Here is a 16,829-nt window from a genome sequence, read left to right as displayed (position 1 = left end):
CCCTGCGCCGGTCCTAGACCCCCGGTCGCACCCTGTCCGGAGGCGGGCCGTGCCCCGTCGGCTTGCCTGTACCCTCCCCGCATGGACCTCGTCATCGGCCCCCTGGACCTCGCAGCCCGCGTCGACGAGGCCTTGGCCGTGCAGGCCGTCGCCTTCGGGCTCGGGCCCGACGAGGTCGCCGTACGCCGGCAGATCGTCCAGCGGCACATGCAGTACCGGGGCGCGCGGGCGCTGGGTGCCACCAGCGAGGGGCGTCTGGTCGGCTTCGTCTACGGCATGCCGAACTCCCGCACCCACTGGTGGTCCACCGTCGTGGAGCCCTACCTCCGGGCCAACGACAACGCCGACTGGCTGGACGACTCCTTCGTCATCACCGAGCTGCACGTCCACCCCGGTCATCAGAACCGGGGGATCGGGCGGCGGCTGATCACCATGATCACCGACGCCGCCGCCGAGCCCCGCTCGATCCTCTCCGCGATCGACACCGACAGCCCCGCCCGCGGTCTCTACTTCTCCCTCGGCTACGTCGACCTCGCCCGCCGGGTCCACTTCCCGAGCGCCCCGAAGCCGTACGCGGTGATGGGCGCCCAGTTGCCCCTGCGCAGGCGCTGACCGATTTCCGCCCGCACAGGCGGCCCGGCTAACCTCCTGACATCACCCTTACCCGGCAGGAGTACGAGAGCCATGGCGAAAGCACCGGTCCAGCGCATGTCCCAGTTGATGGCGAAGACCCTGCGCGACGACCCGGCGGACGCCGAGGTCCTCAGCCACAAGCTCCTCGTCCGCGCCGGCTACGTCCGCCGCACCGCCGCCGGCATCTGGAGCTGGCTGCCCCTCGGCAAGAAGGTCCTCTCCAACGTCGAGCGGATCGTGCGCGAGGAGATGGACGCCATCGGCGCCCAGGAGGTCACCCTCCCCGCACTGCTGCCCCGTGAGCCCTACGACGCGACCGGCCGCTGGGACGAGTACGGCCAGGAGCTGTTCCGGCTCAAGGACCGCAAGGGCGGTGACTACCTCCTCGGCCCCACCCACGAGGAGATCTTCACCCTCCTGGTCAAGGACCAGTGCACGTCCTACAAGGACCTGCCGGTGATCCTCTACCAGATCCAGAACAAGTACCGCGACGAGGCCCGGCCCCGCGCCGGCATCCTGCGCGGCCGCGAGTTCCTGATGAAGGACTCGTACTCCTTCGACACCGAGGACGAGGGCCTCGCGAAGTCCTACGCCCTGCACCGCGAGGCCTACCAGCGCGTCTTCGAGCGCCTCGGCCTCGACTACCGCATCTGCGCCGCGACCGCCGGCGCCATGGGCGGCTCCAAGTCCGAGGAGTTCCTCGCCCCGGCCGAGGCCGGCGAGGACACCTTCGCCGACTGCCCGAACTGCGACTTCGCCGCCAACACCGAGGCGATCACCTACGCCCTCAAGCCGGTCGACGCGGCCGACGTGCCCGCGCTGGAGGAGATCCCCACCCCGGACACCCCGACCATCGAGACCCTGGCCGCCTCCCTCGGCGTCCCGGCCTCCGCCACGCTGAAGAACCTGCTGGTCAAGGTGGACGGCGAGATCGTCGCCGTCGGCGTGCCCGGCGACCGCGAGGTGGACCTGGACAAGGTCGAGGCGCACTTCGCCCCGGCCACCGTCGAGATGGTCACCGAGGCCGACTTCGCCGCCCGCCCCGACCTGGTCCGCGGCTACGTCGGCCCGCAGGGCCTCGGCGAGAAGGTCACCTACCTCGCCGACCCGCGCGTGGCCCCCGGCACCTCCTGGATCACCGGTGCCAACAAGGACCAGACCCACGCGAAGAACGTCGTCGCGGGCCGGGACTTCGAGGTCGCCGAGTACGTCGACGTCGTCGTCGTGCAGGAGGGCGACCCCTGCCCGCAGTGCGGCACCGGCCTGAAGCTGGACCGCGCCATCGAGATCGGCCACATCTTCCAGCTGGGCCGCAAGTACGCCGACGCCCTCAAGCTCGACGTCCTCGGCCAGAACGGCAAGCCCGTCCGCGTCACCATGGGCTCCTACGGCATCGGCGTCTCGCGCGCCGTGGCCGCCCTGGCCGAGCAGAACGCCGACGACAAGGGCCTGATGTGGGCCAAGGAGGTCGCCCCGGCCGACGTGCACGTCGTCGCCGCCGGCAAGGCCCTGCAGACCGAGCTGGCCCTCGACGTCGCCGAGAAGCTGGCCGCCGCGGGCGTCCGCGTCCTGGTGGACGACCGGGCCGGGGTCTCGCCGGGCGTGAAGTTCACCGACGCCGAGCTGATCGGCGTCCCGCAGATCCTGGTCGCCGGCCGCCGCTCCGGCGAGGGCGTCGTCGAGCTGAAGGACCGCAAGACCGGTGAGCGCGAGGAGCTGCCGGTCGAGGACGCGATCGCCCGCCTCACGGCCCGGTAGGCCCCCGGCGACGCACGAGCCCCCTGGGACCCGCGGTGGTCCCAGGGGGCTCGTGCGTCGCGGCCCGCAGCCGGCCGGCGAAGCCTCCTACAGCCAGTCGGCGAACTCCAGCAACAGCTCGCCGTCCTTCGGCCGTCCCACCCGCAGGGCCCGCACGCCCGACTCCACCGCCCGGAACAGGGTCCAGCCGCGCAGCCGCTCCTGGTCGACCTCCAGGGACTCGGCGAGCCGCTTGATCCGGCGCCGTACGATCGCGGCGCCCGACGGCGACGCGATGAGGTCCTCCACCCGGTCCCGCACCAGCCGCGCCAGATCGAAGGCGCACTCGCCGGCCACCGGATCCGGACCCACCGCCAGCCACGGCATCCGCTCCCCGGACAGCACCTTGCTCTGCCGGAACGTGCCGTGCAGCAACCGGTGTTCGGGCGGCGCGGCCAGCAGTTCCTCGCGGGCCGCGAGCGCCGCGTCGACCAGCGGTGCCACCTCCGGGCCGGCGTCCGCACCCGCCCGCATGGCCGTCGCCTGCCGCCCGGTGCGCTCGGCGACCGTCTCGAAGACATGGTCCGCGGGCGGCTCGACCCACAGCCGGCGCAGCGTCCCCGCCGCCTCCAGCAGCGCCTTCGCCTCCGGCAGCGACCGCACCGACACATCCGGGTGCAGCCGCTCCAGCAGCAGTACGCCCTCCTCGGCCCCGTCGTCGAGCAGTTCGACGGCGCCCAGACCGCCCCAGTGCGCCAGCGCCGCCCGTTCGCTCTGCGGGCGGGCCCGGGGCGGGGCCAGCTTCAGCACCGCCGGGGTGCCGTCGGCGCGCCGCACCAGCAGCACCAGGCTGCTGCGCCCGCCCGGCACCTGCACCCGCTCCACGGTCAACTCCCGCTCGGCCACGGCCCGTTCGGCCGCTTCGGGCAGCTCCGCCAGCCAGGCGTCGCCGTCCGGTGCCGTCTCACCGAGCGCCTTCACCAGGCGCGGCGGCGGTTCGAAAGCCATGCGCGAGCGTTTCCCTTCGAGTCAGACATCGTGTCGTTGCGGCGCGGGCCGGGTCACCGGCTCACGGTGACACCGAGGCGGCGGCCGACGGGGTCGCACCGGCCGAGCCCGTTGCCCCGGCGGCCCGCTCGGCGAGCCCAGGGAAGGCTACGCTCTGCCCGCTCCAGCGCACCGCGCGCACCGCGGCCTCGCGCAGCGCCCCGGCGGCCGCGCCGCGCCGCGCGCCCGTCGCCGCCCGCACCAGGTCCGCGTACACCCCGGCCAGCCGCTGCTCCAGCCGTGCGGCGAGCCGCAGCGCCGCCGCGGCGTCCGACACCGGGAAGGGCAGCGCGTAGGCGGCGTCCGCGGCGACCGGCTGGCCACCCAGGTCGCGCACCTCGCGGGCCAGCGCGTCCCGGGCGGCCCGGTGGGCGTCCCAGGCCGCCCGTGCCTCGGCGCGGCGCGCCGAGGCGATCCGGCCGCCGACGACGCCGTAGCCGTACACGGCCGCGTGCTCCGCCGCCAGCGTCGCCTGGAGCGCGGTCAGCTCGGCCTTCCCGGACGCGTCGTCGCTCATTTGGCCCCCTCGGTCAGCAGATACGCGTGCGCCGCCCCGGCCGCCGCCACCGACGCCAGCAGCCGCGCCGACTCGCCCGGCACGTCCAGCAGGTCCTTGGCGCGCCGGTCGGCGAGGGTGCGCTCGGCGGTCGCGAGCGCGGCCAGGGCGTCCTTCTCGGCGGCCGGGACGGCCGGGGCGGGAGAGGGGGAGGCCGGGGACTTCCCTGGCGTGGCGGGCGTGCCGTCCGTGAACGCCGCGACATGGGCCGCCACCTGGGCCCGCAGCGGCCGCAGCCGGTCCGCGAGCCCGGGGTGTGCGGCGAGTACGGCGTCGTAGCGGGCGAGCAGCGCCCGGCTGTCCCCGGCCGCACGCGCGCGTGCCCGCTCGGTCGCCGAAGGGGTGCCGCCGGAGTCGGGGCCGGACGTGCAGCCCGCCAGCAGGGCGGCACCGGCGGCCGAGGCGAGCAGGGTTCTTCTCCGCGGGCCCGAGAGGGCGCGCGGGGTTGGCGGGTACGGCACGGCTGACGTCCTCGGGGGCTCGTACGAACACACGGGCGGGAGGGCGGCCCGCCGTGATCACGGTACCCGCGCATCCCCCCGCTTCATGTCACCGGCTCAGACCACCCGCCCACGGGGTGCCCGGGTGTACCAGGCGCCCGCCCCCGGCCCGGGCGGGGACAGCGACACCCCTCGCGACCGGATACCCTTTGACCAGACACGCGACCCATCCCACAACAGCACACGCGGCCGAGGAGTCACCCGGATGAGCACCACCCAGAGCGAGAGGCTGCGAGAGCTGCTGGAACCGCTCGTCACCTCCCAGGGGCTGGATCTCGAAGAGATCGCTGTGGACTCCGTCGGACGCAAGCGGGTGTTGCGCGTGGTCGTCGACTCCGACGACGGAGCCGATCTGGACGCCATCGCCGATGTGAGCCGTGCGCTCTCGGCGAAGCTCGACGAGACCGACGCGATGGGCGACGCGGCGTACGACCTGGAGGTCGGCACCCCCGGCGCGGAGCGCCTCCTCACCGAGCACCGGCACTTCGTGCGGGCCACGGACCGGCTCGTGAAGTTCCAGCTGACCGAGGGCGGCGAGCTGATCGCCCGGATCCTGTCGGTCGACGAGGACGGTCTCGACGTCGAGGTCCCCGGGGTCAAGGGCCGCAAGGCGACCAGCCGCCGGCTCGGCTTCCCGGAGGTCGACAGGGCGCGCGTGCAGGTCGAGTTCAACCGCAAGGACAAGAAGGACATGAAGGAAGAGGAGGAGGCGTAGCCGTGGACATCGACATGAGCGCCCTGCGGGGCTTGGTCAGGGAGAAGGAGATCTCCTTCGACCTGCTGGTCGAAGCGATCGAGTCGGCCCTCCTCATCGCCTACCACCGCACCGAGGGAAGCCGCCGACACGCGCGCGTGGAGCTCAACCGGGAGACCGGGCATGTGACCGTGTGGGCGAAGGAGGACCCCGAGGACCTCGAGGAGGGCCAGGAGGCCCGCGAGTTCGACGACACCCCGTCCGGCTTCGGCCGGATCGCGGCGACCACCGCCAAGCAGGTGATCCTCCAGCGGCTGCGCGACGCCGAGGACGACGCGACGCTCGGTGAGTACGCGGGCCGCGAGGGCGACATCGTCACCGGTGTCGTCCAGCAGGGCCGCGACCCGAAGAACGTGCTGGTGGACATCGGCAAGCTGGAGGCCATCCTGCCGGTGCAGGAGCAGGTGCCCGGCGAGACCTACCCGCACGGCATGCGCCTGCGGTCGTACGTCGTCCGGGTGGCGAAGGGCGTCCGCGGCCCGTCCGTGACCCTGTCCCGGACGCACCCCAACCTGGTGAGGAAGCTCTTCGCCCTGGAGGTGCCGGAGATCGCCGACGGCTCGGTCGAGATCGCGGCGATCGCCCGCGAGGCCGGCCACCGCACCAAGATCGCCGTACGGTCCACCCGTTCGGGTCTGAACGCCAAGGGCGCCTGCATCGGCCCGATGGGCGGCCGGGTGCGCAACGTGATGGGCGAGCTGAACGGCGAGAAGATCGACATCGTCGACTGGTCGGACGACCCGGCGGAGATGGTGGCGAACGCCCTGTCACCCGCACGGGTGAGCAAGGTGGAGGTCGTCGACCTCGCCTCCCGCTCCGCCCGCGTGACCGTGCCGGACTACCAGCTGTCGCTGGCGATCGGCAAGGAGGGGCAGAACGCCCGCCTCGCCGCCCGCCTCACCGGCTGGCGTATCGACATCCGCCCGGACACCGAGCAGCCCGCCGAATAGCAGCCGGGCGGACCGGGGCCGCCGGGCGCCGGGCTGCCGGGAATGGAATCAAGCCGCAGATCGTTGGCTTGACCGCTGGTTTGCGACAACAGCCGTTCGATCTTTCCCCCGAGGGGGTGAGGTCGGTGCGGGGAGGTAGACTTAACCGTGTCTGGCCGGACGCACGCCCGAGCATGCCCTGAACGCACCTGTGTGGGGTGTCGGGAGCGGGCGGCCAAGAACGATCTCCTGCGGATCGTGCGGATCGAGGGCGCCTGCGCCCCCGATCCGCGCGGTACGCTGCCCGGCCGGGGTGTGTATGTACATCCCGCCCTGGTCTGTCTCGACCAGGCGGTACGCCGCCGGGCGTTCCCGCGGGCACTTCGCGCCCCGGGAGCGCTCGACACAAAGGCGTTGCGCCAGTACGTCGAGCAGACGACAGTTGTCGAGCAGGCAACACCGTAAGGAAGTGGCGCGCGGACCGTCCGCGTGACCAGGTACCCCGCGAGTTGGAAGTAGGTCGAGATTGCGATGAGCACTCGATGAGCACGCGATGAGTACGCCCATGAAGTAGCGACGGTCCGGACGCAACCCGGACCTCAAAGGAGCGAAGTGGCTAAGGTCCGGGTATACGAACTCGCCAAGGAGTTCGGCGTGGAGAGCAAGGTCGTCATGGCCAAGCTCCAAGAACTCGGTGAATTCGTCCGTTCGGCGTCTTCGACCATCGAAGCGCCGGTTGTACGCAAGCTGACCGACGCCTTCCAGGGTGGCTCCGGCAAGTCCGCCGGCAAGCCCGCCCCGCGCAAGGCTTCCCCCAGGCCCGCCGCGCCCTCTCCGGCGCAGGCGGCCCGTCCGGCTGCCCCGAGGCCGCCGGCCCCCAAGCCTCCGACGGCGCCCGCTGCCCCGCAGCCGGCCGCCTCGTCGGCTCCCGCGCCGTCCGCGCCGGCCCCCGGCCCGCGTCCGGTGCCGGGTCCCAAGCCCGCGCCGCGCCCGGCCCCGGCCGCTCCGGAGTTCACCGCTCCGCCGGCCGCTCCGGCCGCTGCCGCCCAGACCCCGCAGGCCCCGGCCGCGCAGGGTCCGCGTCCCGGCGCCCGCCCCGGTGCCCCGAAGCCCGGCGGCCGTCCCGCTCAGGGCCAGGGTCAGGGCCGTCCGGGCCAGGGTGCCCCGCGTCCCGGTGGTCAGGCCCCGCGTCCGGGTGGCCGTCCGGCCGGCCCGCGTCCGGGCAACAACCCCTTCACCTCCGGTGGCTCCACCGGCATGGCCCGCCCGCAGGCCCCGCGCCCGCAGGGCGGACCCCGTCCCGGTGGCCATGGCGGCCCCGGCGGCGCCCCCGGTGCCGGTCCGCGTCCGCAGGCCCCCGGCCAGCAGGGCGGCGGTCCGCGTCCGCAGGCTCCGGGCGGTTCCCGTCCGTCGCCCGCCGGCATGCCCCGCCCGCAGGGCGGCCCGCGTCCCGGCCCGGCCGGTCCGCGTCCGAACCCCGGCATGATGCCGCAGCGTCCCGCTGCCGGCCCGCGTCCCGGCGGCGGTGGCCCCGGCGGCCGTGGTCCCGGTGGCGGCGGCCGCCCCGGTGGCGGCGGTCGTCCGGGCGGCGGCGGCTTCGCCCGTCCCGGCGGCGGCGGTGGCGGCTTCGCCGGCCGTCCCGGCGGTCCCGGTGGCGGCGGCGGTGGCGGCGGCTTCGCCGGCCGTCCCGGCGGTCCCGGCGGTGGCGGCGGTGGCCGTCCCGGCTTCGGCGGCCGTCCCGGCGGTCCCGGTGGCCGTGGTGGCACGCAGGGCGCCTTCGGCCGTCCCGGTGGTCCCGCGCGTCGTGGCCGCAAGTCGAAGCGGCAGAGGCGCCAGGAGTACGAGGCCATGCAGGCCCCGAGCGTCGGCGGCGTGATGCTGCCGCGCGGCAACGGCGAGACCATCCGTCTCTCCCGCGGCGCGTCGCTCACCGACTTCGCGGAGAAGATCAACGCCAACCCGGCGTCGCTCGTCGCGGTCATGATGAACCTCGGCGAGATGGTCACGGCCACGCAGTCCGTCTCCGACGAGACCCTGCAGCTCCTCGCCGGCGAGATGAACTACGAGGTTCAGATCGTCAGCCCGGAGGAGGAGGACCGCGAGCTGCTCGAGTCCTTCGACATCGAGTTCGGCGAGGACGAGGGCGACGAGGAGGACCTGGTGGTCCGTCCGCCGGTCGTCACCGTCATGGGCCACGTCGACCACGGTAAGACCCGACTGCTCGACGCCATCCGCAAGACGAACGTCATCGCGGGCGAGGCCGGCGGCATCACTCAGCACATCGGTGCCTACCAGGTCTCGACCGAGGTCAACGACGAAGAGCGCAGGATCACCTTCATCGACACCCCGGGTCACGAGGCGTTCACCGCCATGCGTGCCCGTGGTGCGAAGTCGACCGACATCGCGATCCTGGTCGTCGCGGCCAACGACGGCGTCATGCCGCAGACGGTCGAGGCGCTCAACCACGCCAAGGCGGCCGACGTCCCGATCGTCGTCGCGGTCAACAAGATCGACGTCGAGGGCGCCGACCCGACCAAGGTGCGCGGTCAGCTGACCGAGTACGGCCTGGTGGCCGAGGAGTACGGCGGCGACACCATGTTCGTCGACATCTCCGCCAAGCAGGGTCTGCACATCGACTCGCTGCTGGAGGCCGTGGTCCTCACCGCCGACGCCTCGCTCGACCTGCGGGCCAACCCGGCCCAGGACGCGCAGGGCATCTCGATCGAGTCCCGTCTCGACCGCGGCCGCGGTGCCGTGGCGACGGTCCTCGTCCAGCGAGGCACCCTGAGGGTCGGCGACACGATGGTGGTGGGCGACGCCTACGGCCGCGTGCGCGCCATGCTCGACGACAACGGCAACAACGTCGCCGAGGCCGGCCCGTCGACTCCGGTCCAGGTCCTGGGCCTGACCAACGTCCCGGGTGCGGGCGACAACTTCCTGGTGGTCGACGAGGACCGTACGGCCCGTCAGATCGCCGAGAAGCGCGCCGCCCGCGAGCGCAACGCCGCGTTCGCCAAGCGCACGCGCCGCGTGTCGCTGGAGGACCTGGACAAGGTGCTGAAGGCCGGCGAGGTCCAGCAGCTGAACCTGATCATCAAGGGCGACGCTTCCGGCTCGGTCGAGGCCCTGGAGTCCTCCCTGCTCCAGCTGGACGTCGGCGAAGAGGTCGACATCCGCGTCCTGCACCGCGGCGTCGGTGCGGTCACGGAGTCCGACATCGACCTGGCGATGGGCTCCGACGCCATCGTGATCGGCTTCAACGTCCGCGCGGCCGGCCGCGCGGCGCAGATGGCCGAGCGCGAGGGTGTGGACGTCCGGTACTACTCGGTCATCTACCAGGCGATCGAGGAGATCGAGGCGGCCCTCAAGGGCATGCTCAAGCCGGAGTACGAAGAGGTCGAGCTGGGTACGGCGGAGATCCGCGAGGTCTTCAAGTCGTCCAAGCTGGGCAACATCGCCGGTGTCCTCATCCGCTCGGGCGAGGTCAAGCGCAACACCAAGGCGCGCCTCATCCGCGACGGCAAGGTGGTCGCGGAGAACCTCAACATCGAGGGTCTGCGTCGCTTCAAGGACGACGTCACCGAGATCCGCGAAGGCTACGAGGGTGGTATCAACCTCGGAAACTTCAACGACATCAAGGTCGACGACGTCATCGCGACGTACGAGATGCGCGAGAAGCCGCGGGTGTAACGGCCGACGGATTCTGAAGCTGGCCGGCGGGATCTCGGTCCTGCCGGCCAGCTTGCCGTTCCCGGGGGCAGGCGGCACCGGGAAACCCTGTCGAGCCACCGGCAGGTACGCGGTACCGTTCTTGATGTCCCCGGCCGCACGGCCAAGGGGCCATCGATCCCGTACCGGCGGGTGAACCGGTTACACACATGTACGTGGGGACTCTGTCCTTCGACCTCCTCCTCGGCGACGTCCACTCGCTGAAGGAGAAGCGCTCCGTCGTCCGCCCGATCGTCGCCGAACTCCAGCGGAAGTACGCGGTGAGCGCGGCCGAGGTGGACCACATGGACCTCCATCGCAGGGCCTGCATCGGCCTGGCGATGGTCTCCGGCGACGCGGGGCACCTGAGCGACGTACTCGATCGGTGCGAGCGGCTGGTCGCGGGCCGCCCCGAGGTGGAACTGCTGTCGGTCCGACGGCGTTTTCACGGAGACGACGACTGAGCGACGACGACTGAGCACAGAACGAAGAAGAAAGAACGGGAGACGGACCAGTGGCCGACAACGCGCGGGCGAAAAGGCTGGCGGACCTCATCCGAGAGGTGGTGGCCCAGAAGCTGCAGCGCGGGATCAAGGACCCGCGGCTCGGCTCGCACGTCACCATCACGGACACCCGGGTCACGGGTGACCTGCGGGAGGCGACCGTCTTCTACACGGTCTACGGGGACGACGAGGAGCGGACGGCCGCGGCCGCCGGCCTGGAGAGCGCCAAGGGCATCCTGCGCTCCGAGGTCGGCCGCGCGGCCGGCGTGAAGTTCACGCCGACCCTGACCTTCGTCGCGGACGCCCTGCCGGACACCGCCCGGACCATCGAGGACCTCCTCGACCGGGCCCGGCAGTCCGACGCCGCGGTGCGCGAGGCGTCCGCGGGCGCCGCGTACGCCGGTGACGCGGACCCGTACAAGAAGCCGGGTTCCGACGAGGAGACGGACGACAGCGCCGAATGACCAGCAAGCCCACCCCGCCCGACGGCCTTGTCATCGTCGACAAGCCGTCGGGCTTCACTTCGCACGACGTGGTCGCCAAGATGCGCGGGATCGCCCGGACCCGCCGCGTCGGCCACGCCGGCACCCTCGACCCGATGGCGACCGGCGTCCTGGTCCTCGGCGTCGAGCGGGCCACCAAGCTCCTCGGACACCTCGCGCTGACCGAGAAGGAGTACCTGGGCACCATCCGCCTGGGCCAGAACACGCTCACGGACGACGCCGAGGGCGAGATCACCTCGTCCACCGACACCGCCAAGGTGACCCGGGACGCCGTCGACGCCGGCATCGCCAAGCTGACCGGCGCCATCATGCAGGTGCCGTCCAAGGTCAGCGCCATCAAGATCGACGGCGTGCGGTCGTACAAGCGGGCCCGCGAGGGCGAGGACTTCGAGATCCCGGCCCGCCCGGTGACGGTCTCGTCCTTCACCGTGTACGACATCCGGGACGCGGTCGCCGAGGACGGCACGCGCGTCCTCGACCTGGTCGTCTCCGTCGTCTGCTCCTCCGGCACGTACATCCGCGCCCTCGCCCGCGACCTGGGCGCCGACCTCGGCGTCGGCGGCCACCTCACGGCGCTGCGCCGCACGCGCGTGGGGCCGTACAAGCTGGACGCGGCCAGGACCCTGGACCAGCTCCAGCAGGAGCTGACCGTGATGCCCGTCGCCGAGGCCGCCGCGGCCGCGTTCCCGCGCTGGCAGGTGGACACCAGGCGGGCCCGGCTGCTGCTGAACGGCGTACGGCTGGAGATGCCCGACGAGTACGCGGGCGGCGGCCCGGTGGCCGTCTTCGACGGGGAGGGCCGTTTCCTGGCGCTCGTCGAGGAACAGAAAGGCAAGGCCAAGAGCCTGGCCGTCTTCGGCTGAGGCAGCGGTTCCGGGGCGCGCGTGTGGCATGGACACGCGTTCGCCCGTGGAGCGACGGCCGCCACGGGGTGGGCTCCTGCCGTCGCTCCACGGTCCCCCCTCGGTTCCCCCATCCCTAGGGTTATCCAGCGGCACCCGTCTATTCACCCGTCCGGGCAGGCGCTCGGAGTGAACCGGGGGAGCGGACGGGGGCGCGTTCGCCACGCGATCTGTCCCGCCGATCATCACGCGCCTACCGTCGAGGTCAGGCAGGGGCACGCGCGGGGAGGTACGGCCATGGCGGGACGGGGCCCGCGGACCGGAAGCGGTCGCGGGGAGGCGGGGGACGGTCGCCGGGAGCCGGGGGACGGCATCGGCCGTACACCTGCGCCACCTCCCCCCGCTTCCCACGTTCCCGGGCTGGTCCAGATCCGCGACCTGGCCGGCCGCCCCCGCGGGGTCGGCTTCCTCGCCGATCACGACGGCACCCTGCTCACCAGCCACGAGGCGGTCGACGGCCTGCCCCGGCTCGTCCTGCGCGCCGCGGCCGACACCGGAGACGGCCCGGAGGTCGGCGAGCGCGTGTGCGTGGTCGACGCCGCCGCCGTCACCCCGCTGCCCGCCCAGAACCTGGCCCTGGTGCGCACGGAGGGGCTGGGGACGGCCCCGCTGCCGCTGACCGTGCGGGAGCGGATCGACGCCGGCACCTACGTACGGCTCCCGGCGGGCTGCTGGCGCGAGGCGCGGGTGCTGGCCGCCACCGAGGCGACGTACACCGCCACGGACCGCTGCCACCCCGTCCCGGAGGCACTGGAGCTGGCCATCGGCACCGCGGGCCGGGACGCACTGCGGCTCGGCCGCGGGGCGGCCGGGGGACCGGTGCTGGACCCGCGCACCGGCGCGGTCCTCGGCGTCCTCGGCACGGCCCTGCACACCGGGCAGCGCGACGCGGCCTTCGCGGTGCCGCTGCGGCCCGCAGCCGACGGCCCCCTCGGTGACCTGCTCGCCCGCAACGCGGCGACCGTGCCCGCGTACGGCGCCGACCTCAACCTGGCCGGCGTCCTGGAGCTGACCGCCACCTCGGTCGGCCAGGACGGCCCGCCCGCCCGCCTCACCGACGGCCCGGAACCCGTCGAACGCTACGGCGTCGCACGGGAGTTGGCGGCCTTCGCGGACGGTGACCGGGCCGTGCTCGCGCTCGTCGGCGCCGCGGGCAGCGGCCGTACGACGGAACTCGCGGCCCTCGCCGCGCGCCGGGCCCGTACCGATCGGCCCGCGCCCACGCTCTGGCTGCGCGGCGCCGACCTCGCGGACGCCGACGGCTCCGTGGCCGACGCGGCCCGGCGCACGCTGGAGCGGGCCGCCCGGATCGTCGCCGCCCGCTGTGCCCCCTGCGGCGGCCTCGGCGACGTCACCCCCGAGCGCCTCGCCCGCCTCGCCGCCCGCGCCGGGCGCCCGCTGCTGCTTCTCGTCGACGGCCCCGAGGAGATGCCGCCTGTCCTCGCCCACCGGCAGCCCGCGTGGATCCGCGGCACCGCCGAGTGGCTGCGCGAGACCGGGGCACGGCTGGTGATGGCGTGCCGGGAGGAGTACTGGGAGCGAGCGGGTACGCAATTCCCGCCGGACCAGCTGTACGCGCCGGCGGACCCCGTGGCGCCGACGGCCCCCACGGCTCGGGTGACGGGCCCCGCGGCTCCGCTGGCCGCGGCGGCTCCGGCCGCCGAGCGCGTGCCGTCGACTCCGGTGGTTCCGGCGGTCGCACCTCAGACCTCCACCTCGGCCCCGGGCCATGCGCCCTGTCCGCCCGGTCCTCCGCTCCCGCCCTGTGTCCGGCTCGCCGCGCTGACGTCGGACGAGGCCCGCCGGGCCCGTGCGCGGTACGGCGTCCCCGAGGGGGTGCTCGGCGGCCGGGACGCCCGGCATCCGCTCGTCCTGCGCCTGCTGGCCGAGATCCGCGCCGCCGTCCCCGACGCCCCTGCCGCCGCCGGGCCCGTCGACCGGCACGAGGTGTTCGCCGCCCACCTCGACCTGATGTGCCTGCGCATCGCGGTCCGGCTCGCCGCCGCGAACGGCAGCCCGCGCGGTACGGCCGTACGGCGGCTCGCCGCGCGCGTCGCCGGGCAGGTGCACGAGGCCGCCCGGCGCAGTCTCGGACCCGGGCAGGGCGAGCTGGACCGGGAGTCCTTCGAGGCGGTGTTCCCGTGGGGACCCGCCCCGGCCCGGCTCGGCGGTGGCACCGGCTGGGCGTCCGCCGTGCTCGCCGAGGGCCTGCTCGTCCCGGCCGGCACGGGCTACCGCTTCGCGCACGGCGAAGTGGCCGACTGGATCCAGGGCATGCACCTCGACCTGGACGAGGCCCTGCACGCCCTCGTCCACCGCCCCCGCGCCGCGGGCGAGAGCGCGCCCGTGCCGGTGCCGCACCACCGCGTCGGCCCGGTCGTGCAGGCCCTGCTGCTGCTCGCCCGGCAGTGCGGACAACGCCAACTCGCGGCCCGGCTCAGGGACTTGACAGACGCGCTCGACCGGGACCCCGGATCCTGGTGGGCCGCCCGGCTGCTCGCCCATACCCTGCACCAGGTCCCGGACGCGACGCCGTACACCGAGGTGCTGCGGCTGCTCGCCGAGCGGATCGTGGCCTGGCGCCGGGCGCGGCGGGCCGTGCCGGCCGAGTTCGGGCCCGCCTTCTGGACCGGGCTGCCCCTCCCGGACGCCGAGCGCCTCGATCTGCTGCGCCGGCTCGTGCTGGCCGACCAGGTGCCCCCGGAGCCCGGCGGGCGCTACCTCGACGCCGTGGCCCGGCAGCTCGCCGCCGCCCCCGCCGTCGTACAGCCGGAGCTGATCCGCTGGTTCGCCGACGAGCGGCCGCTGCCCGCGACGCCGCACGCCACCGTCGCCACGGCCGCCCAGGCGCTGCTGCACACCCACCGGCACGGCGCGCTGGACGACCTCACCGAACTGCTGGCGGCGAGCCCCCACCGTCGCGCCGACGAACTGCTCGGCACGCTCGCCGAGGACGAGCCCGCGGCCCTCTGCCGGGCCGTCGACCGCTGGGCGCACGACGAGCGCGCCGTCCGCCGGGCGGCGGCGGTCGCGTTCGGGCTGCGTACGGCCCCGCACGCGCGCGCGGAGGCCGACCGCGCGCTGCTGCGGCTCGCCGCCCTCGCCCTGCTCGCCCGCCCCGCCGACCGTTTCCTGCACGGCGGCGCGCTCGCCCTGCTGGTCCACGACCCGCACACCCGGGACTCGTATCTGCCCGCCGCCCTGCGGCACTTCGCCGACGGCGACCCGCACGTCCCGCCCGGCGCCCTGGCCCCGGCCCTCGCCACCCATCCCGAACCGGTCCTGGAAGCCTTCCGCACCCGGCTGAGCGCCTCGGACCCGCCCGACGCCGCGCGCCTCCTCACCGCCCTCGCCGACGCCGCCACCCCGGCCCTCGCCCGCGCCGTCGCCGGCCTCGCCCGGGACGCCGTACGGCGCCGCCCGGAGGGCGCGGGACACCTGGCCGGACAGCTCGCCCACCACGTCGACCGGCGATTCGAGCAGCAGGGGCCCACCGCGCGCGCCGTCCTCCTGCCCCTCGTCACAGGCCTGCTGGACGGCGGCCCCGAACCGCTGCGCGCGGCACTCGCCGCCGTCCTCGCCGCCCCGGGCACCCCGGCCTGCCGCCCGCTGCGCCGCGAGCTGCTGGAGATCCTGCTGACCGGCGAACAGGAGCCGTCCGTCCTGGCCGCGGTCCTGCACGCGGCGGCCGCGCACGGCGACCGCCGCGAGGAGGAGATGCGCGGGCTCGTCCACCGCACCGGCCTGCTCCTGATCCGTACACCCGAAGGCGCCACCCGCTTCGACCGCGGCCTGGTCGACCTGGGCCGGCACGTGCCCGGCTTCGCCCTGCTCATGGCCCGCTGGCTGAGCGCGACCCCGGACGACTGGGCCGCCGTGGTGGGCCCGAGCACGCGCCGCACGCTGGAGAGCCTGGCCGGCGTGCGGGTACCGGCCTGAGCAGAACCGACGTCATGGCGGTGAACGTGCGCCCGGTCACAGCCCCGACACCGATGCGGGTCAGGGGCACCCGGCATGGCACCCTTAGACCTGCGCAAGTCTTGAGAGTCCATACGGACACGGGTTCGAGGAGCGGTCACAGTGCAGCGCTGGCGTGGCTTGGAGGACATCCCCCAGGACTGGGGGCGCAGCGTCGTCACCATCGGTTCCTACGACGGCGTCCACCGCGGCCACCAGCTGATCATCAGGCATGCCGTGGACCGCGCCCGCGAGCTGGGCGTCCCGGCCGTCGTGGTCACCTTCGACCCGCACCCCAGCGAGGTCGTCCGCCCCGGCAGCCACCCGCCGCTGCTCGCCCCGCACCACCGCCGTGCCGAGCTGATGGCGGAGCTGGGCGTGGACGCGGTGCTCGTCCTCCCCTTCACCACCGAGTTCTCGAAGCTCTCGCCCGCCGACTTCGTCGTGAAGGTCCTGGTGGACAAGTTGCACGCCAGGGCGGTCGTGGAGGGCCCCAACTTCCGCTTCGGCCACAAGGCCGCGGGCAACGTCGAGTTCCTCGCCGAGCAGGGCAAGACCTACGACTTCGAGGTCGAGGTCGTCGACCTGTACGTCACCGGTGAGGCGGGCGGCGGCAAGCCGTTCTCCTCGACCCTGACCCGCTGCCTGGTCGCCGAGGGCGATGTCGAGGGCGCCCGCGAGATCCTGGGCCGCCCGCACCGCGTGGAGGGCGTGGTCGTGCGTGGCGCCCAGCGCGGCCGCGAACTGGGCTTCCCGACCGCCAACGTCGAGACCCTCCCGCACACCGCCATCCCGGCCGACGGCGTGTACGCCGGCTATCTGCACGTCGACGGCGAGGCCATGCCGGCCGCGATCTCGGTCGGCACGAACCCGCAGTTCGACGGCACCGAGCGGACGGTGGAGGCGTACGCCATCGACCGCGTCGGCCTCGACCTGTACGGCCTGCACGTCGCCGTCGACTTCCTCGCCTACGTGCGCGGCCAGGCGAAGTTCGACTCGCTGGAGGCCCTGCTGGACCAGATGGCGGCGGACGTGAAGCGGTGCCGGGAGATCGTGGCGGCGCAGGAGTGACCGCGGGCGACTGACACGAAGGGGCGGCC

General features: G+C 74.1%; 14 protein-coding genes. 11 read left to right on the top strand and 3 right to left on the bottom strand.

Going from position 1 to position 16,829, the window contains the following annotated elements; genetic code table 11:
• Positions 1-81 precede the first annotated feature (81 nt).
• Positions 82-612 (top strand): GNAT family N-acetyltransferase, encoded by a 531-nt coding sequence (locus BIV23_RS05055; RefSeq protein ID WP_071379523.1) that lies wholly within the window; start codon positions 82-84, stop codon positions 610-612.
• 72 nt (positions 613-684) lie between these two features.
• Positions 685-2,391, top strand: coding sequence for a proline--tRNA ligase (locus tag BIV23_RS05050; RefSeq protein ID WP_071379522.1), 1,707 nt, complete (start codon positions 685-687; stop codon positions 2,389-2,391).
• Positions 2,392-2,478: 87 nt separating this feature from the next.
• Here the strand turns inward: BIV23_RS05050 and BIV23_RS05045 are convergent, their stop codons facing one another.
• From BIV23_RS05045 to BIV23_RS05035, 3 genes are all read right to left on the bottom strand, one after another.
• The gene (locus tag BIV23_RS05045; protein WP_071379521.1) at positions 2,479-3,378 is read right to left on the bottom strand and encodes an aminoglycoside phosphotransferase family protein; all 900 of its coding nucleotides are present in this window, start codon (positions 3,376-3,378) and stop codon (positions 2,479-2,481) included.
• Between the two features lie 61 nt (positions 3,379-3,439).
• Positions 3,440-3,934 carry a ferritin-like domain-containing protein gene (locus tag BIV23_RS05040; protein ID WP_071379520.1) on the bottom strand — a complete coding sequence of 165 codons (495 nt, stop codon included), beginning with the start codon at positions 3,932-3,934 and terminating at the stop codon, positions 3,440-3,442.
• The gene (locus BIV23_RS05035; RefSeq protein WP_071379519.1) at positions 3,931-4,434 is read right to left on the bottom strand and encodes a hypothetical protein; all 504 of its coding nucleotides are present in this window, start codon (positions 4,432-4,434) and stop codon (positions 3,931-3,933) included. Before BIV23_RS05035 ends, BIV23_RS05040 begins: the two co-directional genes overlap by 4 nt.
• A 244-nt stretch (positions 4,435-4,678) precedes the next feature.
• On the opposite strand from BIV23_RS05035, the gene rimP reads away from it, so the two are divergent.
• The 9 genes from rimP to BIV23_RS04995 all read left to right on the top strand — a co-directional run bounded on the left by rimP (position 4,679) and on the right by BIV23_RS04995 (position 16,800).
• Entirely contained in the window at positions 4,679-5,188 is a 510-nt protein-coding gene (gene rimP / locus BIV23_RS05030) for a ribosome maturation factor RimP (RefSeq protein ID WP_071379518.1), read from the top strand.
• A gap of 2 nt (positions 5,189-5,190) precedes the next feature.
• Positions 5,191-6,177: a transcription termination factor NusA gene (gene nusA / locus BIV23_RS05025; protein ID WP_071379517.1), complete on the top strand. Its 987-nt coding sequence runs from the start codon at positions 5,191-5,193 to the stop codon at positions 6,175-6,177.
• Positions 6,178-6,324: 147 nt separating this feature from the next.
• Positions 6,325-6,621 carry a YlxR family protein gene (locus tag BIV23_RS45690; protein WP_079172967.1) on the top strand — a complete coding sequence of 99 codons (297 nt, stop codon included), beginning with the start codon at positions 6,325-6,327 and terminating at the stop codon, positions 6,619-6,621.
• Between the two features lie 147 nt (positions 6,622-6,768).
• A complete protein-coding gene (infB, locus tag BIV23_RS45685) occupies positions 6,769-9,846 on the top strand; it encodes a translation initiation factor IF-2 (protein WP_079172966.1) in 3,078 nt (1,025 codons plus the stop codon).
• A 188-nt stretch (positions 9,847-10,034) separates the two neighbouring features.
• Positions 10,035-10,328 carry a DUF503 domain-containing protein gene (locus BIV23_RS05015; RefSeq protein ID WP_071375655.1) on the top strand — a complete coding sequence of 98 codons (294 nt, stop codon included), beginning with the start codon at positions 10,035-10,037 and terminating at the stop codon, positions 10,326-10,328.
• 50 nt (positions 10,329-10,378) lie between these two features.
• Positions 10,379-10,831: a 30S ribosome-binding factor RbfA gene (rbfA, locus tag BIV23_RS05010; RefSeq protein ID WP_071379516.1), complete on the top strand. Its 453-nt coding sequence runs from the start codon at positions 10,379-10,381 to the stop codon at positions 10,829-10,831.
• Positions 10,828-11,733 carry a tRNA pseudouridine(55) synthase TruB gene (truB, locus tag BIV23_RS05005; RefSeq protein ID WP_071375653.1) on the top strand — a complete coding sequence of 302 codons (906 nt, stop codon included), beginning with the start codon at positions 10,828-10,830 and terminating at the stop codon, positions 11,731-11,733. Before rbfA ends, truB begins: the two co-directional genes overlap by 4 nt.
• Before the next feature lie 276 nt (positions 11,734-12,009).
• A complete protein-coding gene (locus BIV23_RS05000) occupies positions 12,010-15,711 on the top strand; it encodes a serine protease (protein ID WP_245790370.1) in 3,702 nt (1,233 codons plus the stop codon).
• A gap of 141 nt (positions 15,712-15,852) precedes the next feature.
• A complete protein-coding gene (locus BIV23_RS04995; protein WP_071379515.1) occupies positions 15,853-16,800 on the top strand; it encodes a bifunctional riboflavin kinase/FAD synthetase in 948 nt (315 codons plus the stop codon).
• The last annotated feature ends 29 nt before the right edge of the window (positions 16,801-16,829 follow it).

This window comes from Streptomyces monashensis, assembly GCF_001866665.1.
Lineage (GTDB): Bacteria > Actinomycetota > Actinomycetes > Streptomycetales > Streptomycetaceae > Streptomyces > Streptomyces monashensis.
The sequence above is the reverse complement of the archived record's forward strand: the minus strand, read 5'-3'. Positions and strand labels throughout refer to the sequence as shown.